Origin of the sequence: Phyllobacterium ifriqiyense, from assembly GCF_030817885.1 — a bacterium.
GTDB classification, from domain to species: Bacteria; Pseudomonadota; Alphaproteobacteria; order Rhizobiales; family Rhizobiaceae; genus Phyllobacterium; species Phyllobacterium ifriqiyense.
This window is the reverse complement of sequence record NZ_JAUSZT010000003.1, coordinates 1,611,790-1,629,018: the sequence shown is the minus strand read 5'-3', so window position 1 is coordinate 1,629,018 and position 17,229 is coordinate 1,611,790. Positions and strand designations below refer to the sequence as shown.

Here is a 17,229-nt window from a genome sequence, read left to right as displayed (position 1 = left end):
ACCAGTTTTCCATTGCGATAGTCATGGCAACCGGACCATGGATCTGAAAGTCTACTTCAGATCGAAACGCGACAAGGTTCAGGTTTTTTCCCAACTCGCCGTGGATAACGTACTGAAGCCTAGGTATGATACTTAAGAGATTGCTTAATATATTTACTCGATCGTGCCATGAATGTGCGTGCTCAACCAAGGTGCTTTCATGCTGACAGAGATTGAAATTGAAGACGTTGGCACGTACCGGCTTCCGAACATGTGGCAGTGGAAACGGATACAACGAGTGCGTGGCCTAAACCGCCACATAGCGCCGCTGGCAGTGGGTCTGGGGCTCACCTACAAAGAATTCCGCTTTGCCATTGGAGAAGCAGAAGGACGCTCAGCGGGCCTACTTGGACCTCACATCACCGGCCAATATTGATCCACTTCCGAGAAGCGGCCCGCCGCCTCGTACAGTGGCATTCCGTCCTCGCATCCACCGCACAGACGAGGAAAAGGCGGAGATTGGTCGATACCTTCTGCAGGTCAAGAAATCGCTTCCACGGGGCCATTTCGGCCCATGGCTAGAGAGCGAAGCCGGCATATCAGAGGCTACAGCCAGATTGTGCGTGCGACTAGTTAGGGACATGTGAGATGAATGCCAGGCATGGTTCTATCCTTGCTGGCATGGGATCAAGCGAGAGTTGCGGCCGAGCCGGATCGCGTTTGCGGCGCACCGTGCCTTGCAAAGAGCGCTCTAGTTCGCGAAGCAGCGGCTTTGATGACTTATGCGGTACTTTTGTCATGAGGATATTTCACGACAAAAAGGTAAACAAGTCGAGACCAAGATAACTACGCCAAATGGCCGCTTGTCAGGCTTAAATCATGACCCACTCTATTCCGATCGTATTTTTTCACTTTCCCTGGGCGATGCGGATTACGTTAGGAGTTGGATTTCCCATCGTATAAGATAACATGTCATCGGACGACATTCGGCCAGCGCGAAGCCCTTGAGCGGCCCGTTCGCAATATACTGCTTGGGCTTGCCTCTCGCCTACACCAGTGATGCGGGCCATATTTTGTTTTTGGAACCTTGTTGTATAAGCGCCTTTGCAGTCGTTGACGAATGGCTTGTAATAGCTTGGATCTTGCATCGCCACTTGAAAAAGAGCTACTTGCGTGTTGGACATGGCGGCGCAACCGGCCATTGCGGTCAGCCCGATCCCAGTAAGAAGTCCAATCAGGTTTCTCAATTTCAGACCCCTTTAAGTGTGCACGAGCCGGGTGGTGTGTGTTTTCCGCCTGATTACTAATTCATTGATTCCTAGCAATGCGGATGACATTGGGAGTTGGCATGCCGGTGTTCAGAGACAGTATATCATTCGATGACATCCCGCCGTTGCGCAGGGCTTTCGCAAATCGCTCACAGTATACTGCTGGGAACTCCCCAAGACTTACATTAATCAAACGTGCCATATACCTACGTTTTTCAATATTAGCTGCTCGCACGTGATTGCTGCACTTTTTTACATATGTGTTATAATGTTCCGGGTTTTGGAACGATTTATGATAAATGGCAGCAGTTTCGTCGGAGGTGGCACATCCTGCCACCATTGCCAGCGACATACACGTTAATGCAATAACCCAAGCTCTCAAGTTAGTTCTCCTCACCGGTATAATGCTCAAGACAATTCTTTGGCGAATTATCAATACCTGATGTGATGTGAAATGCGAGCATTTACACGCTGACCAGAAAGTGTTGGGCCGGTTGGTTTTCTATTGGCGTTTTCGTATTGTCACACGGCATGGTTTGTTCCCGGTTGTGTATGCGTGTCTTCTTCTCAGAAAACGTCTCAGCACCTTCTATCATATGTGGCATCCTGCAATTGCCATTTGATAGTAGTGCAGCGGTAAGCCAAACGTGTTGCTACCATTTTGCTACCCATGCCGATCGAAGTTGAGGTTCGGGAGCATTAGCGCACCAAACCCATTGAAGTCCCACCAGCATCAGCGCCGCTCTGTCCTTCGGGACGGAGCCTCGCTTAGCCATCGCTTGTAGCGCGGGCTTTGGCGCCGAACGTGCGACCATCGGTTGAAAATTTGCCTACGCTTTACTGCACGCGGAATTCGGATATCAATTGCGCTCGGGGCAAAGGTATGACCTCAGTAGGAGAGATAATTGAAACTATCAAAGTTAGTGGCGTGCTTTCTAACATTGGCAACGACGGGTTGTGCGACAACGTATGAGGGACACGGGTTAACCGACGCTTCTAAGGTATCGGGAAATGTAACTGTAAAGTCAGGGCGCATGACGTACGTCGATCAATTGCTTTCATATGATGAGGCATGTCGTGAAGGTGGCCCTGTCTCGATGAAGGTGATGAGACTACCGAAGAACGGAAAAATTGGATTTTCAACGGTTAGAAACCAACCTGTGACCCTTCCAAAGAGTGCCAAATTTTATCATTGCAACAACAAGAAGTTGATGCATATCAACGCCGTGTATATGTCCAAGCCGGGGTTTGTAGGAAATGATAGTGTCACCATCCGCAATCTTGGTGTGGGCTTTACGCAGGACGTGACGGCTCATATTACTGTCACCAAGTAAAATGAAGGATTGAATCTGCTAAGCCTGCGTCAGCTCGGCGATAGCATCCCATCCAAGAAGTTCTTTGGTTCTTCGCTCGGTAGATCACTGAACGCTGCATCCAGTGCGAACCTGTCCCAAACCACCCGGCCATCAATCCGCTTGGGTTTTGGCATTCGTCCATCATTCACCAATTGATCGAACTTCGTGGTGCCTACACCGATATATCGGGCAGCTACTTCACGGGGCATGCCTCGGGGTGGATAGGAGATCGCGTCTGGGCGAAGGCGAGACATCTCACACGTAACCGTGCTTGCGCTTGAACGCATCAAGTTCGCGATCGAGCTCTTCTTCAGTGGGATTGTTTGGGTCGGAGACTATTGCTGGAACGAGACTGTTTGGAACCAGCGTAACGATAACATCACCAATCTTGATCTCAACTCGGCAGCCGGCCTTTACGGCGCCCTTCGCGATGGCCTCCACCTGAGGCTGGGTGATTTTCAAAGGTTGACCGGTCATTGTTTATGCATCTTCATCTCTAAACGGCGCAGAAGGGCTTGCTGAGACGCCTTTCCATCAAACGAGTGGGATGGAACCTTAGCCGATGGCGATCGGTCAACAGGCTTCCTACGGCATCTCTCCATCATCTCTCGGATGCCTTCCTTCGTCACGAAGTCCTTTCGTGCGATCTGGATGATTTCAAGGTTGCCTTTTGCTGCTTCGGTACGCAGTGCGGACGGTGTGAGTCTACCGTGGAATATCTTCTCGCACGCTTCCTGGAGGCTCATCAGGCCAAGGTCGTTGGGATTGTCGCTCATAAGTACCCCCTGCCCTTATCGCGATCGATGTTCCACTTGAATTCGACATCATCAAATAATCCAGGCATAGAGCGTGCCATCCGCCCCCAGTTTAATTACCACCTTCTGTTCCTTGGATATCTTGGCTGCCGCCCGGATTTGCTTTTCTGTCCATATCAGTCGTTTCGTCATTCGTCGTTTTCTTCCGGAGCAATTTCAATCGGCTCCAAGCCTTGCATACTGCGCAATCGGCTTACCGTCATAGAAGCTTCACTTTCACTGATATCCGGAAAATTGAGCGTGCAGCCACATTGTTGGCTACCTGCCACACCAACCCCATTTGTTCCTGCAGCGGTGATATCCAATCCATCGGCATAAAATCCCACTAATCAGACTTGCAGGCGCTCAGCCGACAGCCGATTTGGCTGATGGCGTTTTTCGAGGCGCCCTCCAATCCAAGCCAGGATATAGCGCTTCTGCCTGTTTGAGCTTCCTTGCTCTATCTGCGCCGCGCTCCGGGGCTGCGGGGTCGTCATCCAAATAAGGTGACTTGGCGTGATCTCGCAAAACCTCTTCTATCGCATCAATCGTGTGATTTCGTGCGTCTTTGAGTTGCTGTATTGCGCGTATCGCTGGTCCCCTAATGTGATGTGGTAGGCGATCAATCGGAAAATGAGAAATAGCTAATATGCCCGCCGTCACGGCAGCATCGCATTCGGTGAGACGCATCCTAAGGTCCCTAAGACGACACAATGCCTCACGGTTCAAATCTAACGCCTCTAGGGAATACCAGCCAGTATTCGTGTCCGATATGAGTGTCGACCCGTCACGGTGAAAATGCTCGGTGTAGACGTCGGTATCCGGGCGGAAAAAGCGGAGACCGTCCTCGCGAGCTTTCGCCGGTGGTGTTCTGTTTCCTTTTCGACGGTTGCACTCATCGCACGCCCACATCAGATTGTCGTAGACGTTTTCCAAGTCTGGACGTGAACCGCGTGGTTCGTAGTGATCAATGGTGAAGCGAATGGCCTGCGCCTCCGCTTCAGACATTGTGCAGTACGCGCAACTATGGAAAAAATCTCGCCTGAGAGGTTGCTTGTACTCGTTATATGGAAGTGCTGGCGCGACTACCGATCTAACGACGAGCGGTACTTCATCTCTCTTTACCTCTGGCGATGTCGTTGAATTCATCGATTTTTGCGGGGAATCTTCGAATTTAGTTGGTCGTAAAATTTGTTCAATTCTACGTTAAGGTTCTCGAATACGTTGACTTGGGACTCCAGAACATCCAGCGACATTCCGAATTTAGCGTCCTCAATTCTATCAAGCGACCACCTAACATAGGCCAGGCGATTCTCTTCCGCTTTCGTGATAGTTCTGTCGAGTTTCTTATCGAGCAGGCGCTGCCGCTCCATAAGAAGGCGATCATGCTCGATCGCCGAAATCCGCGTGGCAGCTATCCGACCTGCAATCTTAGCAGTTCCTGCCGCTGCGCCGGAAAGTTTGGGAAGCTCCAATGCCGTAGAACTCCAATTGCCGCTAACTCGTTGACCGTCGCTGGAAGGTATACTTTGCGCATCACGATCGGGCAAGATTCCGGCCGTAATGTCGTCTGTCTTACGGCCGCTCTTTAATAAGGTGCTCATCGAACGCGTTTCCCTCTGCGACTTCCTCAAGATACTCTAGTGCGGAATTCTTGGCAGTAACAACTTCTTTGAACAAATTGTCTCTAACGATCGTTATAGGCCGTTCAAATGTTTTTTGCCAATCGAAGCGAAGCGTCATTAATTGCACCGGGTCGTCTGGTTTAACAACTGTATGAATGCAGCGAGTGAAAAAATTGTCGGTTTCTCTCAATTTTGAAATGATCGTAAAGTTGTAGCTTTCCACTCCTTGTCCCCATGGTCGCGATACATACTTTATAAATCTCAGAATGCCGGGCGGCAAATCATCTTCGGTGACGACTGTTGTTGTAACAATACCAATACGCTTGACTGACCTTTCCTTCGCCATCGGCATCATAAGAGAAATATCCAAGAGTTGCTCTAGCGCATCGTCAAGCAATGATGTGAAAGGAAGAGGTTCTGATGCAAACTCAGCCACCGGGAGGCCACCACTTGTCGGACGAAGCCGCATCTGATGTTGAAACGCAACAGACGACTTCCAAGGATCAAATTGATAAAGGAATCCATTCTCCCGCTGGACGTTTAGAGTAAAACTGTCTTGGCTGGTAATCGAAAATTCACTCTTATTGGGTGTGCTCCATTGGTCAAGCAAAGGGCTCAATGCAGTGAGTAAAGTGTCACTTCCTGCATGATGAGCGCTGTCGTATTGGAAACCTATGGTGGGTGTCGAAGCCAATTTATCGCACCACGTTTCGGTTGTCATTGCTCGCCTCCCAATTTTTCACGTCAGAATATATCAAACAAATGTAAACGAAATAGGATGGAATGGACCGGGTTCATGCCATGTTGCATCCATGTCGCATGGATTTGCGGATAGTGACAGAAAACCATTGTAAATCAATCGGATCATGTTGCACTGGATTGCAACATGCAATTGAACAAGGGCGGGCGCCTGCCCTAGCTTAACTGGATGATTTTATTGAGAAAAAGAGTGGCTGGGGAACCTGGATTCGAACCAGGACTAACGGAGTCAGAGTCCGTGGGTCTACCGTTAACCTATTCCCCAACAGTTGCCCGAGGGACAACAGTGATGCGGGTCGTCATATAGTTGAAATCAATCGGCTTGCAAACCCCTTGATCGCATCTTTTGACAATTGTTTTATCTTGTCGAAAAGGCTGCCCTGATCATAAACTGTTATATATGTGCATTACCACATATGCGCAGGCCCGGGGGCATGAAGAATAAACAATGACAAGCTTGAAATTTGGAACGAGCGGCCTTCGCGGTCTGGTAAGCGAACTTCCCGATGCGATTTGCCGGGCCTATACGCTGGCATTCCTGCGTCACATGCAAAAGGCTCATGCTATTGCGCCAGGCGGTAAGCTGCTGGTCGGTTATGATCTGCGCGAGAGCAGCCCGCGAATCGCCGCCGCCTGTATCGACGCTGCCCGGGTTTTCGGTATGGAGGTTGAAAATAGCGGCCCTCTGCCGACGCCTGCGCTGGCTCTGCGGGCGCTGGCCCAAAAGCTTCCGGCTATCATGGTTACTGGCAGCCACATTCCCGCTGACCGCAATGGCTTGAAATTCTATCGGCCGGATGGCGAGATCGACAAGAGCGATGAGGCGGGTATTCTCGCCGTGCTCGACCTTGCCGGGAATGATATCTCCGTTCCCGACGATGCCGGGGATATTTCGCCAAAGGCGCTGGCAGAATATGAAAATCGGTGCATATCCATACTCGACGCCGGAGCACTTGCAGGCAAGCGCATCGGCGTCTATCAGCATAGCTCGGTCGGGCGCGATCTGATCGTGCGCGTGCTCGGGGCACTGGGCGCGGAAACGGTCGCCATCGCCCGTTCGGATGTATTTGTGCCAGTGGATACGGAAGCATTGCGGCCTGAAGATATTACGCTGGCCGCTGGCGCTGCCGAAAAATACCGACTCGATGCAATGGTCTCAACCGATGGCGATGCGGATCGCCCGCTGGTTGCCGACGAAACCGGGACCTTTATTCGCGGCGATAGTCTTGGCTTGCTGACGGCGCGCTTTTTGAATGCCGATGCCGTCGTGACACCCGTCACCTCCAATACAGCTATTGAGCTAAGTGGCCTTTTTGCCAAGGTCTATCGCACAAAAGTAGGCTCGCCCTATGTCATTGAGGCGATGCAACAGGCCGCCAGGGATGGCTATCAGCGGATCGTCGGCTTTGAGGCCAATGGCGGTGTGCTGCTGGGTTCAAATGTTGATTTGGGCGACGGCATTGTGGTGGCATTGCCTACGCGCGATGCCATGCTGCCGATCATCGCGGTGCTTGGTATGGCGGCGAGAGACAAGGTGCAGGTGTCGAAATTGCTGGAAGACCTTCCCGCGCGCTTCACGCGGAGCGGCCGCATTGAGCATGTTGAATCCAGCAAGAGCAGCCCATTCCTTCAGGCTTTGCTTGACGATGACCAACGCGCAAGCTTTTTTGCCCAGCTCGGCATTATTGAGGCTAATGACGCCATTGATGGCATACGCATTGTTTTTGCGACTGGTGAGGTGGTCCATTATCGCGCCTCGGGCAATGCGCCAGAATTGCGCTGCTATGCGGAAGCTGCAACTGATGCGCGGGCCGAACAATTGCTTGAGTGGGGCTTGCAAAGAGCTGGCGAGCACTTACGCAAATATGGCTGAGCTGGCCTCACGGGAATAGAGCATGCGATTGGAGTGAGGCTGACACCAATTGTCAGCTGGTTGTCTGATTCTAACTGTCTTGGGCACGCTCGTAGCGACTGTTAGCATCAACAAGGCTTCAGTTAAGTATATGTATCTGGTGGCGTTTACGAATTTGACATTTGTATAAGAGTTTGCGACCGGATGGGATACAAGTATCAAATTCACTCCACCAGCGATTCGGAAAAGGTTCTCGATGGTCAACATTAAGGACGTAGCGGCGCGGGCCAATGTTTCCGTCGGTACAGTCTCTCGCGTGCTGGCCAAAAACGAAACTGTCGGGAAAGAACTGCGCGAGCTGGTAGAGGCAACCATCCGGGAGCTGAACTTCCGGCCAAGCGGCGTTGCAAGGGGCTTGAGACGCAGCCGAACCGATATGATCGGTCTGGTTATTCCCGATATTACCAATCCGTTTTTCGCAGAACTTGCAAAACACGTGGAAGCCAGCGCGTCGCAAGCCGGTTTTTCCGTTTTGCTGTCCATCACCAATGATGATCCGAAGATCGAGCTTTCACAGATAGAAACTCTGCTTCGCAGTTATCCGACCGGCTTGATCGTCGTTCCCACGCAATTTGGCGCACCTGCAAAGTGGCAGAGCGATATTGCGACTGTTGCGGTAGACCGCCGCTTGAAAAATTATCCGCTGATTTCGGTGGATCATTATGCGGGTGCTGGCCTTGCCGCGCAGCACCTTTTGCAACTCGGCCATAGGCGTATTGCCTACATTGCGGGGCCCAATGAATCCCCCGTTTCCCGGGAGCGACGCAAAGGGTTTCTAGATACACTTATTGCCGCCGGCATTCAGCCAGAGGTTGTAGAGGGGCATTTCGATTATCAGTCGGGCGAGGTCCTGGGAAAACACTTGCTGAGCAGTCCTGAAGACGTCCGCCCCACCGCAATCGCTACCGCCAGCGACCAGCAAGCTATTGGCTTGATGCGCGCGGCGAGCGATCTTGATCTTAAAGTTCCCGATAATCTCTCAATCATCGGATTCGACGATATTCCGCTCGCTAATCTGATCACGCCAAGACTGACCACGATCAGCCAGCCTGTGGAACAAATCGCAGCGCGAGCAGTGGCGTTTGTTATCGGTGAAAACGCCGCGGGTACCAACGCCGGATTGCTTGATGCGACATTGGTTATACGCAATTCAACGGCTGCACCGCGCTAAGACACTCGTAAGCATCTAGTGGAGCGGCCTTTGCTCCAGGCTCAAGCGTTATCCGGCGCGATGACGCCCTTCGTCAGGATAAAGCATCCATAAAAGCGGCGCTCACCTGTTGCGATAACGCAGTAGGCGTTTTTGGCATGCTCATAAAACGCCATCCGGTCGATTGAAACCATTGGCCAATGCTTACCTTCAGCCTGATCAATCTCCGCCTGCATTTCGATTTGCACATCCGGCACTTCGTCTGGGCTTCCGACAATCTCCATTCGCGCCGCTGCGTCGTCGATGAATGTATCAAGCGGCATAACCGAAAGGATCGCTCGGGCAGCACGTGGCGCCGTTACGGCGTCGATACGCAAAAGACGGCCCAATTTCGTTTGCCGCGCGATGGAATCGCCCGGGAAATTGGTGTCGCAAATAACAAGCCGGTCACCATGCCCCATGGATTTCAGGGCGTAGAGAACATCGGCATTCAGCAGCGGATCGAGATTCTTCAGCACGGTTGCTTACCTCTTCATTTAAGCGGATTGGGTGGTCAGAAACTGCTCGAATTCCCTGGCTGTGGCATAGGACTTCTGCGTGCCTGGGCGTGTGATGGAATCTGCCGCATAAATGGCAGCTTTCTTCAGCGATGGTTCAAGTTCACCGGTTTCGACATAGAACCGCGCGAAGCTGCCTATAAAGGCATCGCCAGCGCCGGTTGTATCTTTCGGCGTGACCTTGACCGGAGCAATCATTGTTGATTGATCTTTTGTTATCAAGCGGGCTCCGCGCGCGCCCAGCGTGACGATGACTGTGCGTATACCTTTGGCGATCAGCGACCGCGCTGCTTGTTCGATTTCGTCATCTGTTCCCGTCGGCAACCCGGTCAACAAGGCCAGCTCAGACTCGTTAGGAACGACGAAAGTGGCTGTCGTGACTTTTGAAGGATCCAAATCCGGTGCAGCAGGTGCCGGATTGAGAATTGTTTCAATTCCATGTTTTTCGGCAAAGGCGAGCGTGTAATACACAGTTTCCAGCGGCACTTCCAACTGCATCAGTATCAGACTGCACTTTTTCAAATCGTCCGCCGCCGCATCAATGTCAGCAGGCTTCAGATCATTATTGGCACCCTTGATAATGAGGATGGAGTTTTCACCCGTTTCATCAACGAATATTGGCGCAACGCCGCTCGATTTGCCTGGAACTGTCCCGACATGGGAGATATCAATTCCGTTGTCTTTGAGATTATTGATCGTGCTTTGACCAAAAACATCATCACCTACTTTGGTGAGCATCAAAACGTCAGCACCAAGTCTTGCCGCAGCAACAGCCTGATTTGCGCCCTTGCCGCCAAAGCCCATGGAAAACTCAGGCGCTTCCAGTGTTTCACCGGGTGCAGGCATGCGGATGATCGATGTGACCAGATCAGTCATGTTGCTGCCGACCACTGCGATGCGTCGTGCCATATGTATGTCCCTCAAATTACAACTCTTATCTATCTGTATTGCGGAAAGCATTCAGGGCAATAACGATGAGCAGAAATCCACCCCATATGAAATCGATCAGATGGTTGGAGAACCGCAATATCTGGAAGCCGGAAGAAAGCAGCATCAGCGCAATCAATGCAATGGAGACGCCAAGCACCCTGCCTTTGCCGCCCGCGGGGTTGGTGCCTCCAAGAACGGCAATCAAAACAGCTTGCAGAAGATAGGATGCACCATAATCCGACTTGGCAGCATTTGTGCGACCGGAAAGGATAATCCCGGCGATGGCGGCCATCATGCCTGTCAGCATATAAGAATAAAGGATCATGCGATCTTTGCGCAGACCGGCAAAAATTGCAGCACGGGGGTTGGTACCGATGAGCATCAGGTTGACGCCGAAGGTTGTACGCGTCAGCAGGATGGCGACCGCACCTGCTACGATAACGAACAGCACGAATGGCGTTGCCAAGCCCAGCACCTTGCCATTGCCAATGAAGTTCCAGCCATCCGGAAAGCCCGTGATTGCGGGACCGCCGGTGAGAACCACGGCAAGACCAGTGAAAATCTGTCCAGTTCCCAGCGTCGCAAGGATAGGCGTAATCCGCAGCTTCGAAATCAGGAACCCGTTCAATAATCCCGCCAGCAATCCGATGCCGAGCGCGAGCAATATGCCGATACCTGTATAGAGCAGGATCATCCCCGGTGGATTGATCTGTTCCGACAATGACCGAGTGGAAGAATACGCCGGCAAGAATGCCGGCAAGATTGGCAATGCCTACCACCGACAGATCGATGCCGCCAGTCAGCATGGCAATCATCATGGCAATCGCCAGAATGCCAAGCTCAGGCATGATGTAGGTAATGGACTCAAAATTATAGTAGCGCAGGAACTTGTCCGGATTCAGCCATGACATCAGTGCAAAAACCAGAATGGTGATGGCGATAAGCTGCAGGATATTGCGGTCCTGCCCGAAAATACGTTTGGCGATTGAACGGTCTGACATTGTGCTTCTCACACCAGTTTCTTGCGATCGCGCCACGCTGTCAGCGCAGTCGCTCCAACGATAATCAAGCCGACGACAACGCGTTGCCATGTTGTATCGACCTTCATGATGATCAGGCTATTCTTGACCATGACGAGCATGAACACTCCGAGCAAGGTTCCGGCAACGCTGCCGCGTCCACCAAAGATCGAAGCGCCGCCCAGCACGACCGCTGCAATGACATCAAGCTCGAAACCTGCGAAATCACGCGGGTTCGCTTGCCAGATCATCGAGCCCTGCAAAAGACCGGCAAATCCTGCCAGAGCGCCTGCAAAACAATAGACAAAGAACAATGTTTTGCGCGTATCGAAGCCCACGCGCTTGGCAGCTTCCGGCGCACCGCCATAGGCAAAAATGCTGCGTCCGATCATCGTGTAGCGTAGAAAAAGATGCGTCACGAGCGCAAGGCCGAGATAGATGAGGATCATGGCCGTCAGGCCGAAATTCGTTCCGGTTGCCGATGTTGAATTGACGAGATTGACCTTGGCAAAATTGATCAGCTCCGGCGGCATCTTATCGATATTGATGATGCTGGTACCGACCAGGCCGAGCAACAGACCGCGCACGACACTGCCGGTTCCAAGCGTGACAATGAGCGGAATCATCCGGAATGTATGAATGAAAAACGCATTGAACGCGCCAAGAACGAGGCCGATAAGGGTTGCAGCTATAAAGGGCACAAGCACGCCTTCATAACCGAAATAGAGCATGCCCTTGACGGTCAGATACATCGCCGCCACCGCAAAGGCGGTGAAGGATACGTCGATACCGCCGGAAATCATTACGACAAGGACGCCCAGCGCCATAATACCGATGATGACATTGCTGCGGAGCAACCCGAACATATTGTCCAGCGACCAGAAGGCCGGGTTAATCAATCCAATAAAGATCATGGCGACCAGTAGAATGGCGGCGATGATAAATTCTGATCGGCGAAAAATCGTCATTTCAAAGCCTTCAACCGGTCGTTCAATGCGTCTTCGTTCAATGCATCTGCTGCGACTTCATCAACAAAACGTCCGCGATGCATGACAATGACACGGTTACAATTCTGCACGAGTTCGGGAACATCGTCAGATATCATCAGCACAGCCAAACCATTCTCGGTAGCCAGCTCACGGATTTTCCGATGAATTTGGGCTTTGGAGCCCACATCGACGCCAACGGTAGGGCCGTTGAGGATAAGGACACGCGCGCCTGTCAACAACCACCGGGCGAGCACCACGCGCTGCTGGTTACCACCGGAAAGATGGTTGACCGGAGTCTGGGGACCGGGTGCTGCAATCTGCATCGCTCCAAACATGGCTTTCGTCGCCGCATCCGCTTTTTTGCGGTCAATGAACATACCGCTGACGAAGTTTTCGAAGGAGGTAGCGAGCATATTGCGCTCGATTGACTGGGTAAGAAACAGCCCTTCGGTCAGACGGTCCTCGGGCACATAGGCAAGACCGCTGGCGATGGCGTCCTGTACGGTCTTCGGGTGGACGGCCTTGCCGTCAATTGTCACCGAACCCGTATATTTTGGGTTCATCCCGAAAAGTGCCAGCGCAAGCTCCGTACGACCGGAGCCGATCAGACCGGACAAGCCGACGATTTCGCCCGCGTGCAATGTCAGGTCAATATTCTCCAACGTGCCCGGAATACTCAACTGTTTGACATTCAGACGCGGCTGCTCATCACCTTTTACAGGCGTCCATTCATAGGTCTGATCCGTGAGGTCATGCCCTGTCATGGCGCGGGTAATGGCCGCCTCGTTAAAATCGCTGATCGGACCTTCTGCAACTTTTTTGCCATTGCGAAGAACAGTCAGCCGCTCGCTGATTTCAAGCATTTCGCGCATTTTATGGCTGACGAAAAGCACTGCAATTCCCTGAGCCTGAATATCGCGGACAATACGGAACAAGGCGTCAACTTCTGGGCGTGTAAGGGCAGTTGTCGGCTCATCCATGATGATAAGCCTGGCATCACCCATCATGGCGCGGGCAATTGCCACGATCTGCTTGCCGGATGTCGGTAGCGATTCCACGTCGGCATCAAGGTCCATGGTGACGCCAAGACGCGCCAGGGCTTTGGTCGCCAGATCGCGAATCCGTTTCCAGCTGACTGACTTTTTGCCTTCAAGAAGCAGCGTGTTCAGCGCCAGATTTTCTGCAACGGTCAAGTTCCCGAACAGAGAAAAATCCTGATAGATAACTTGGATGCCCTGTTGTACGGACCGCGCAGGCGTAAATCCTGTTACTGGCTTACCGTCAATCAGGATCTCCCCCTCGGTGGGCGTATAAACGCCTGCTATGGTCTTGATGATCGTCGACTTGCCGCAGCCGTTTTCACCCGCAAGGCAGTGGATTTCCCCGGGCTTCACAACAAGCGAAACATTATCGAGCGCCACAAGGCCGCCAAACCGCTTGCTGATATTCTTAAGTTCCAGAAGGTTTTCGCTCATGCTTTCCCCGCTATGGTGGAGATCCGCGAATATCAGGAAAGCGGGGGCCTTCTGCAACGCCCCCGCTTTCCTGTCACGTTAAAAATCAGAAATTATATGAATTCATATTGTCTGCGGTAACACCAACCCAACCGGCACCAAAAAGTACATTTGGTCTGGATGCATCTGGAGCGAGCAGATTGTCATAGCCGGGCAGTCCGAGATTGAGACCAGCCTTAATAAGGTCCGTCTTTTTGTTGAGGGCCATGACAGCCAGTTCATTCATGGCATAACCGGCTACTGCTGGATCCCAGAACTGAATGTACTGGATATCGCCATTCTTGAGATATTCGCCTGCAACCGAAACAAGACCTGTACCAGCAAAGAAGACTTTACCCTTTAATCCGCCTTCAGAGATCAGACGTCCAGCACCCGCAGAGGTCGGCATTGGTGCGCCGAGGATACCTTTGACGTCCGGATAGGTTGTCATGGCTTCCTTCAGCTTGGTGTAATCCTGATTGGCATCATCATAGGTTTCCAGACGTTCTGTCGCGAGCGACATGTCGGGGAAATTCTTCTTCTGATATTCAATGGCGCCGTCAATCCAGTCCATCTGCGATTTCGATGTCAAGCTGCCGACGGTAGCAAGATACTTACCCTTGCCGTCCATGGATTTACCCAGAACTTCCATCAACTTGGCCCCGTAGGCCTTGTTGTCAAATGCTTCCAGGACATAATCAGCGTTGACGATGTTCGAAGCTTCATGCGCAATCACGACGATGCCGCGCTCGCGTGCTTTTTTCAGAACCGGCTCAACAGCCTCTACCGAGAATGGCACGATGCAAATGGCATCTACGCCCTGGGCAATAAGATTTTCTACGATCTGCACCTGTGCAGCAGCATCCGCAGAGCTAGGACCGACCATCCAGACGTCAGCGCCTGTTTCGGATTTGAACTGCTCGACACCCTCGCGCATGCGGTCGAACCAGGCAATGCCATCGACCTTGACGACAGTTGCGATCGTATAGGACTTGCCGTCGGCTCCGGTCACATATTCCTTGTTGACCTTCGAGGTGTCGACGGGGCCCTCAGCCAGCGCCGGCACGGCCAGTGCCAGCGTTATTGCCAGTAATGCTAAAAGTTTCTTCACGAGGCTTCCTCCCTTGGTTGCTCTTCGGAGCGAGCACAAACCCGCCAACTCCATCTCTCCCTGACAACCGCAATCATTCTTTTGAATTCATCCGGTCATCGCCGCTTCTTCAATATGAAACGTTTCATTTGACTTTCCAGATCATACGGCAGTTGTCAATACGTTTGTATGTCCATTTAAGCAAATGTATCCGATTATGGATGTCTGTCTAGTTATCGACAGGCTTCAAATCACCAAGCAAGGTGGGAATCAGCTCCGAAACGGTAGGGTGGATAGGCACTGCCCATTGCAATTTCCCATAATCGACATCGGCATTCATCATGTCGAGTATGCCATGAATGGCCTCATCACCGCCGGTTCCCAAAATTGCGGCACCTAGAATCTTCTTTGTTTCCGCATCGACAATAACTTTCATGAAACCCTTGGTCTCATCCTTTTCAATTGCGCGCCCGACGCGTGTCATCGGCCTCTTGGAAATCAGAAGTGGTCGGCCTGACTTGCGCGCCTGTGTTTCGTTCAAACCTACTCGGCCAAGCGGCGGGTCGATATAAAGCGCATAGCCCGGAATACGCGCGCTGACCTTGCGATCCTCTCCGTCGAGCAAATTGGCTGCGACAATCTCAAAATCATTATAGGACGTATGCGTGAAGGCCCCTCGCCCGTTGCAATCACCAAGCGCCCAAATTCCATCCGCGCTGGTCGAAAGATCATCATGGACCTTGATGTAGCCGCGTTCGTCCATCTCGATACCGGCTTTTTCTACATCCAGATCATCGGTATTGGGTAGCCTCCCGATAGCCAAAAGCACATGCGAACCGACGATAGCCGGTGCGCCCGAACTGCAATCGACACTGACTTGCGCGCCCTTCGCATGACGTTTGAACGAAATACATTCGGCATTCAGACGACATTCAATGCCCTCGGCCTCAATTATCTGTCTGATTGCTTCGGAAACATCTTCATCTTCCCGGGAAACCAGTCGCGGACCCTTCTCGACAATTGTCACTTTTGCACCGAACCGGCGGTACATCTGTGCAAATTCGAGTCCGATATAGCTTCCGCCGATCACGACCAGATGTTCGGGAAGTGTGTCCAGCTGCAAGATGCCGGTATTGGTCAGATAATCGATCTCATCAATTCCGGGCATATCCGGAATGACGGCGCGTCCGCCAGTATTGATGAATATTTGAGGCGCCGTATAGGTTTCGCCGCCAACGACTATTTCATGCGGACCGATAAATTTCGCATGACCCTGCACAATGGTGCAATTATCCATGCCCTTCAGCCAACTCTCGATATTATTTCGGGCGGTTGAGGAAACGGTATCGGCTCGTTGCCATATGCGTTTCATGTTAATGCGGATGGGCGTGTCGATCGTAACGCCAAAATCAGCGCCACGTCGCGCCAAATGCGCTGCATAGGCGCTTGCCACCAGCGCCTTGGTCGGCATACAGCCAGTGTTAACGCAGGTGCCGCCGAAAAGCTTCCGCTCAATGAGTAAAACCTTTCTGCCGGCGCTTGTAAGTCTTCCTGCCAGCGCGGGCCCCGCCTGCCCCGCCCCAATAATGATCGCGTCGAAAGAATTACTCATGGCAGCGAAGCAACAATCAGATAGGCACCGATAATAGCCACTGCGTCCTCGATCAATGCCGCAGGCCGATCCTGTCCGAAGCGGGCAGCAAGCGCGCTACGGATATAAGCACCACCATAGGTGCCGATGACAGCGCCTATTGCCCCGGCAATCAACCCGGCAACCAACATGCCGCCGGCAATGCCTATGGCAGCGCCACTGACTGCGCCCATTAGAACGCGTGTGCCAAATTGCACCGGTACTTTTCGACTCGGGGTCGATGGCAACTGATCTGTGATGAGCTCGCCAATGGCGAGTATTGAAATGATCCAGGGCGTGAAGGCATAGCCCAAAAACGCCAGCCAGCTATCACCCAGATTGAGCCAACCCAAATAGGCAGCCCAACTCACCGCTGCCGGCGCGGTCATAGCTCTCAAGCCTGCAATGACACCAATCAGAAGTGCTAGTGTAATGATCATAAAAGTCCAACCCCCGTTGAATTCGCGATCGACCGACAACACAAATGCTCGATGAACAAGAGGTTCAGGCGGCGTTCATATTGCGACACATAATTTGTAAAAATTCAACTGCTGCGCGCGTTACTATTCGCAGCAAATACCGACGGGATTTGTCATGCTTGTTCAGCGTCTTGGCATCGTATTTGTAATATTCTTCGCCTTTGCACTCTCGTTTGGATCCTTCGTGCACAATGCAAAAT

21 protein-coding genes and 1 tRNA gene are annotated in these 17,229 nt (G+C 52.1%); 5 read left to right on the top strand and 17 right to left on the bottom strand.

Features of this window, described 5'->3' with window-relative positions:
• Positions 1 to 199 precede the first annotated feature (199 nt).
• On the top strand, positions 200 to 415 hold the full coding sequence (locus QFZ34_RS15500) for a hypothetical protein (protein ID WP_307282519.1): 216 nt from the start codon (positions 200 to 202) through the stop codon (positions 413 to 415).
• A gap of 472 nt (positions 416 to 887) precedes the next feature.
• Here QFZ34_RS15500 and QFZ34_RS15495 read toward each other — a convergent pair whose 3' ends face one another.
• Positions 888 to 1,226 carry a hypothetical protein gene (locus QFZ34_RS15495; RefSeq protein ID WP_307282517.1) on the bottom strand — a complete coding sequence of 113 codons (339 nt, stop codon included), beginning with the start codon at positions 1,224 to 1,226 and terminating at the stop codon, positions 888 to 890.
• A gap of 926 nt (positions 1,227 to 2,152) precedes the next feature.
• Between QFZ34_RS15495 and QFZ34_RS15490 the strand changes: the two genes are divergently transcribed.
• On the top strand, positions 2,153 to 2,581 hold the full coding sequence (locus tag QFZ34_RS15490; RefSeq protein ID WP_307282516.1) for a hypothetical protein: 429 nt from the start codon (positions 2,153 to 2,155) through the stop codon (positions 2,579 to 2,581).
• A 29-nt stretch (positions 2,582 to 2,610) separates the two neighbouring features.
• Here the strand turns inward: QFZ34_RS15490 and QFZ34_RS15485 are convergent, their stop codons facing one another.
• The 8 genes from QFZ34_RS15485 to QFZ34_RS15450 form a co-directional block, all read right to left on the bottom strand.
• Positions 2,611 to 2,856 (bottom strand): hypothetical protein, encoded by a 246-nt coding sequence (locus QFZ34_RS15485; protein WP_307282514.1) that lies wholly within the window; start codon positions 2,854 to 2,856, stop codon positions 2,611 to 2,613.
• Position 2,857: 1 nt separating this feature from the next.
• A complete protein-coding gene (locus QFZ34_RS15480) occupies positions 2,858 to 3,079 on the bottom strand; it encodes a hypothetical protein (protein WP_307282512.1) in 222 nt (73 codons plus the stop codon).
• A complete protein-coding gene (locus QFZ34_RS15475; protein ID WP_307282510.1) occupies positions 3,076 to 3,378 on the bottom strand; it encodes a hypothetical protein in 303 nt (100 codons plus the stop codon). Before QFZ34_RS15475 ends, QFZ34_RS15480 begins: the two co-directional genes overlap by 4 nt.
• Positions 3,379 to 3,545: 167 nt before the next feature.
• Positions 3,546 to 3,743, bottom strand: a complete 198-nt coding sequence (locus QFZ34_RS15470) for a hypothetical protein (protein ID WP_307282508.1) — start codon at positions 3,741 to 3,743, stop codon at positions 3,546 to 3,548.
• Positions 3,744 to 3,762: 19 nt separating this feature from the next.
• On the bottom strand, positions 3,763 to 4,545 hold the full coding sequence (locus tag QFZ34_RS15465) for an HNH endonuclease (protein WP_307282507.1): 783 nt from the start codon (positions 4,543 to 4,545) through the stop codon (positions 3,763 to 3,765).
• Complete coding sequence (locus QFZ34_RS15460; RefSeq protein WP_307282505.1) at positions 4,542 to 5,000, bottom strand: hypothetical protein; 459 nt, start codon at positions 4,998 to 5,000, stop codon at positions 4,542 to 4,544. The genes QFZ34_RS15465 and QFZ34_RS15460 overlap by 4 nt, the downstream gene beginning before the upstream one ends.
• A complete protein-coding gene (locus QFZ34_RS15455) occupies positions 4,972 to 5,742 on the bottom strand; it encodes a hypothetical protein (protein ID WP_307282503.1) in 771 nt (256 codons plus the stop codon). The genes QFZ34_RS15460 and QFZ34_RS15455 overlap by 29 nt, the downstream gene beginning before the upstream one ends.
• 229 nt (positions 5,743 to 5,971) lie before the next feature.
• Positions 5,972 to 6,045, bottom strand: a tRNA-Gln gene (locus QFZ34_RS15450).
• Positions 6,046 to 6,228: 183 nt separating this feature from the next.
• On the opposite strand from QFZ34_RS15450, the gene QFZ34_RS15445 reads away from it, so the two are divergent.
• Both QFZ34_RS15445 and QFZ34_RS15440 read left to right on the top strand, forming a co-directional pair.
• Positions 6,229 to 7,653, top strand: a complete 1,425-nt coding sequence (locus QFZ34_RS15445) for a phosphomannomutase (protein ID WP_307282501.1) — start codon at positions 6,229 to 6,231, stop codon at positions 7,651 to 7,653.
• A gap of 235 nt (positions 7,654 to 7,888) precedes the next feature.
• On the top strand, positions 7,889 to 8,863 hold the full coding sequence (locus QFZ34_RS15440) for a LacI family DNA-binding transcriptional regulator (RefSeq protein WP_307282499.1): 975 nt from the start codon (positions 7,889 to 7,891) through the stop codon (positions 8,861 to 8,863).
• A gap of 41 nt (positions 8,864 to 8,904) precedes the next feature.
• Here QFZ34_RS15440 and QFZ34_RS15435 read toward each other — a convergent pair whose 3' ends face one another.
• Genes QFZ34_RS15435 through QFZ34_RS15425 form a run of 3 tightly spaced genes read right to left on the bottom strand, consistent with a single transcriptional unit; the run spans position 8,905 to position 11,050 of the window.
• Complete coding sequence (locus QFZ34_RS15435) at positions 8,905 to 9,360, bottom strand: RbsD/FucU family protein (protein ID WP_307282496.1); 456 nt, start codon at positions 9,358 to 9,360, stop codon at positions 8,905 to 8,907.
• Between the two features lie 18 nt (positions 9,361 to 9,378).
• Positions 9,379 to 10,308 (bottom strand): ribokinase, encoded by a 930-nt coding sequence (rbsK, locus tag QFZ34_RS15430; RefSeq protein WP_115051349.1) that lies wholly within the window; start codon positions 10,306 to 10,308, stop codon positions 9,379 to 9,381.
• 25 nt (positions 10,309 to 10,333) lie between these two features.
• Complete coding sequence (locus tag QFZ34_RS15425) at positions 10,334 to 11,050, bottom strand: ABC transporter permease (protein ID WP_307282494.1); 717 nt, start codon at positions 11,048 to 11,050, stop codon at positions 10,334 to 10,336.
• A 7-nt stretch (positions 11,051 to 11,057) separates the two neighbouring features.
• On the opposite strand from QFZ34_RS15425, the gene QFZ34_RS15420 reads away from it, so the two are divergent.
• Complete coding sequence (locus QFZ34_RS15420) at positions 11,058 to 11,237, top strand: hypothetical protein (protein ID WP_307282492.1); 180 nt, start codon at positions 11,058 to 11,060, stop codon at positions 11,235 to 11,237.
• 101 nt (positions 11,238 to 11,338) lie between these two features.
• Here the strand turns inward: QFZ34_RS15420 and QFZ34_RS15415 are convergent, their stop codons facing one another.
• The 5 genes from QFZ34_RS15415 to QFZ34_RS15395 all read right to left on the bottom strand — a co-directional run bounded on the left by QFZ34_RS15415 (position 11,339) and on the right by QFZ34_RS15395 (position 16,990).
• Entirely contained in the window at positions 11,339 to 12,316 is a 978-nt protein-coding gene (locus QFZ34_RS15415; protein ID WP_115051351.1) for an ABC transporter permease, read from the bottom strand.
• The gene (locus tag QFZ34_RS15410; protein WP_307282490.1) at positions 12,313 to 13,812 is read right to left on the bottom strand and encodes a sugar ABC transporter ATP-binding protein; all 1,500 of its coding nucleotides are present in this window, start codon (positions 13,810 to 13,812) and stop codon (positions 12,313 to 12,315) included. Before QFZ34_RS15410 ends, QFZ34_RS15415 begins: the two co-directional genes overlap by 4 nt.
• An 85-nt stretch (positions 13,813 to 13,897) precedes the next feature.
• On the bottom strand, positions 13,898 to 14,941 hold the full coding sequence (locus QFZ34_RS15405) for an autoinducer 2 ABC transporter substrate-binding protein (RefSeq protein ID WP_115051353.1): 1,044 nt from the start codon (positions 14,939 to 14,941) through the stop codon (positions 13,898 to 13,900).
• A 208-nt stretch (positions 14,942 to 15,149) separates the two neighbouring features.
• Positions 15,150 to 16,532, bottom strand: a complete 1,383-nt coding sequence (locus tag QFZ34_RS15400) for an FAD-containing oxidoreductase (RefSeq protein WP_307282486.1) — start codon at positions 16,530 to 16,532, stop codon at positions 15,150 to 15,152.
• The gene (locus QFZ34_RS15395; protein WP_307282484.1) at positions 16,529 to 16,990 is read right to left on the bottom strand and encodes a DUF4126 domain-containing protein; all 462 of its coding nucleotides are present in this window, start codon (positions 16,988 to 16,990) and stop codon (positions 16,529 to 16,531) included. Before QFZ34_RS15395 ends, QFZ34_RS15400 begins: the two co-directional genes overlap by 4 nt.
• Positions 16,991 to 17,229 lie beyond the last annotated feature (239 nt).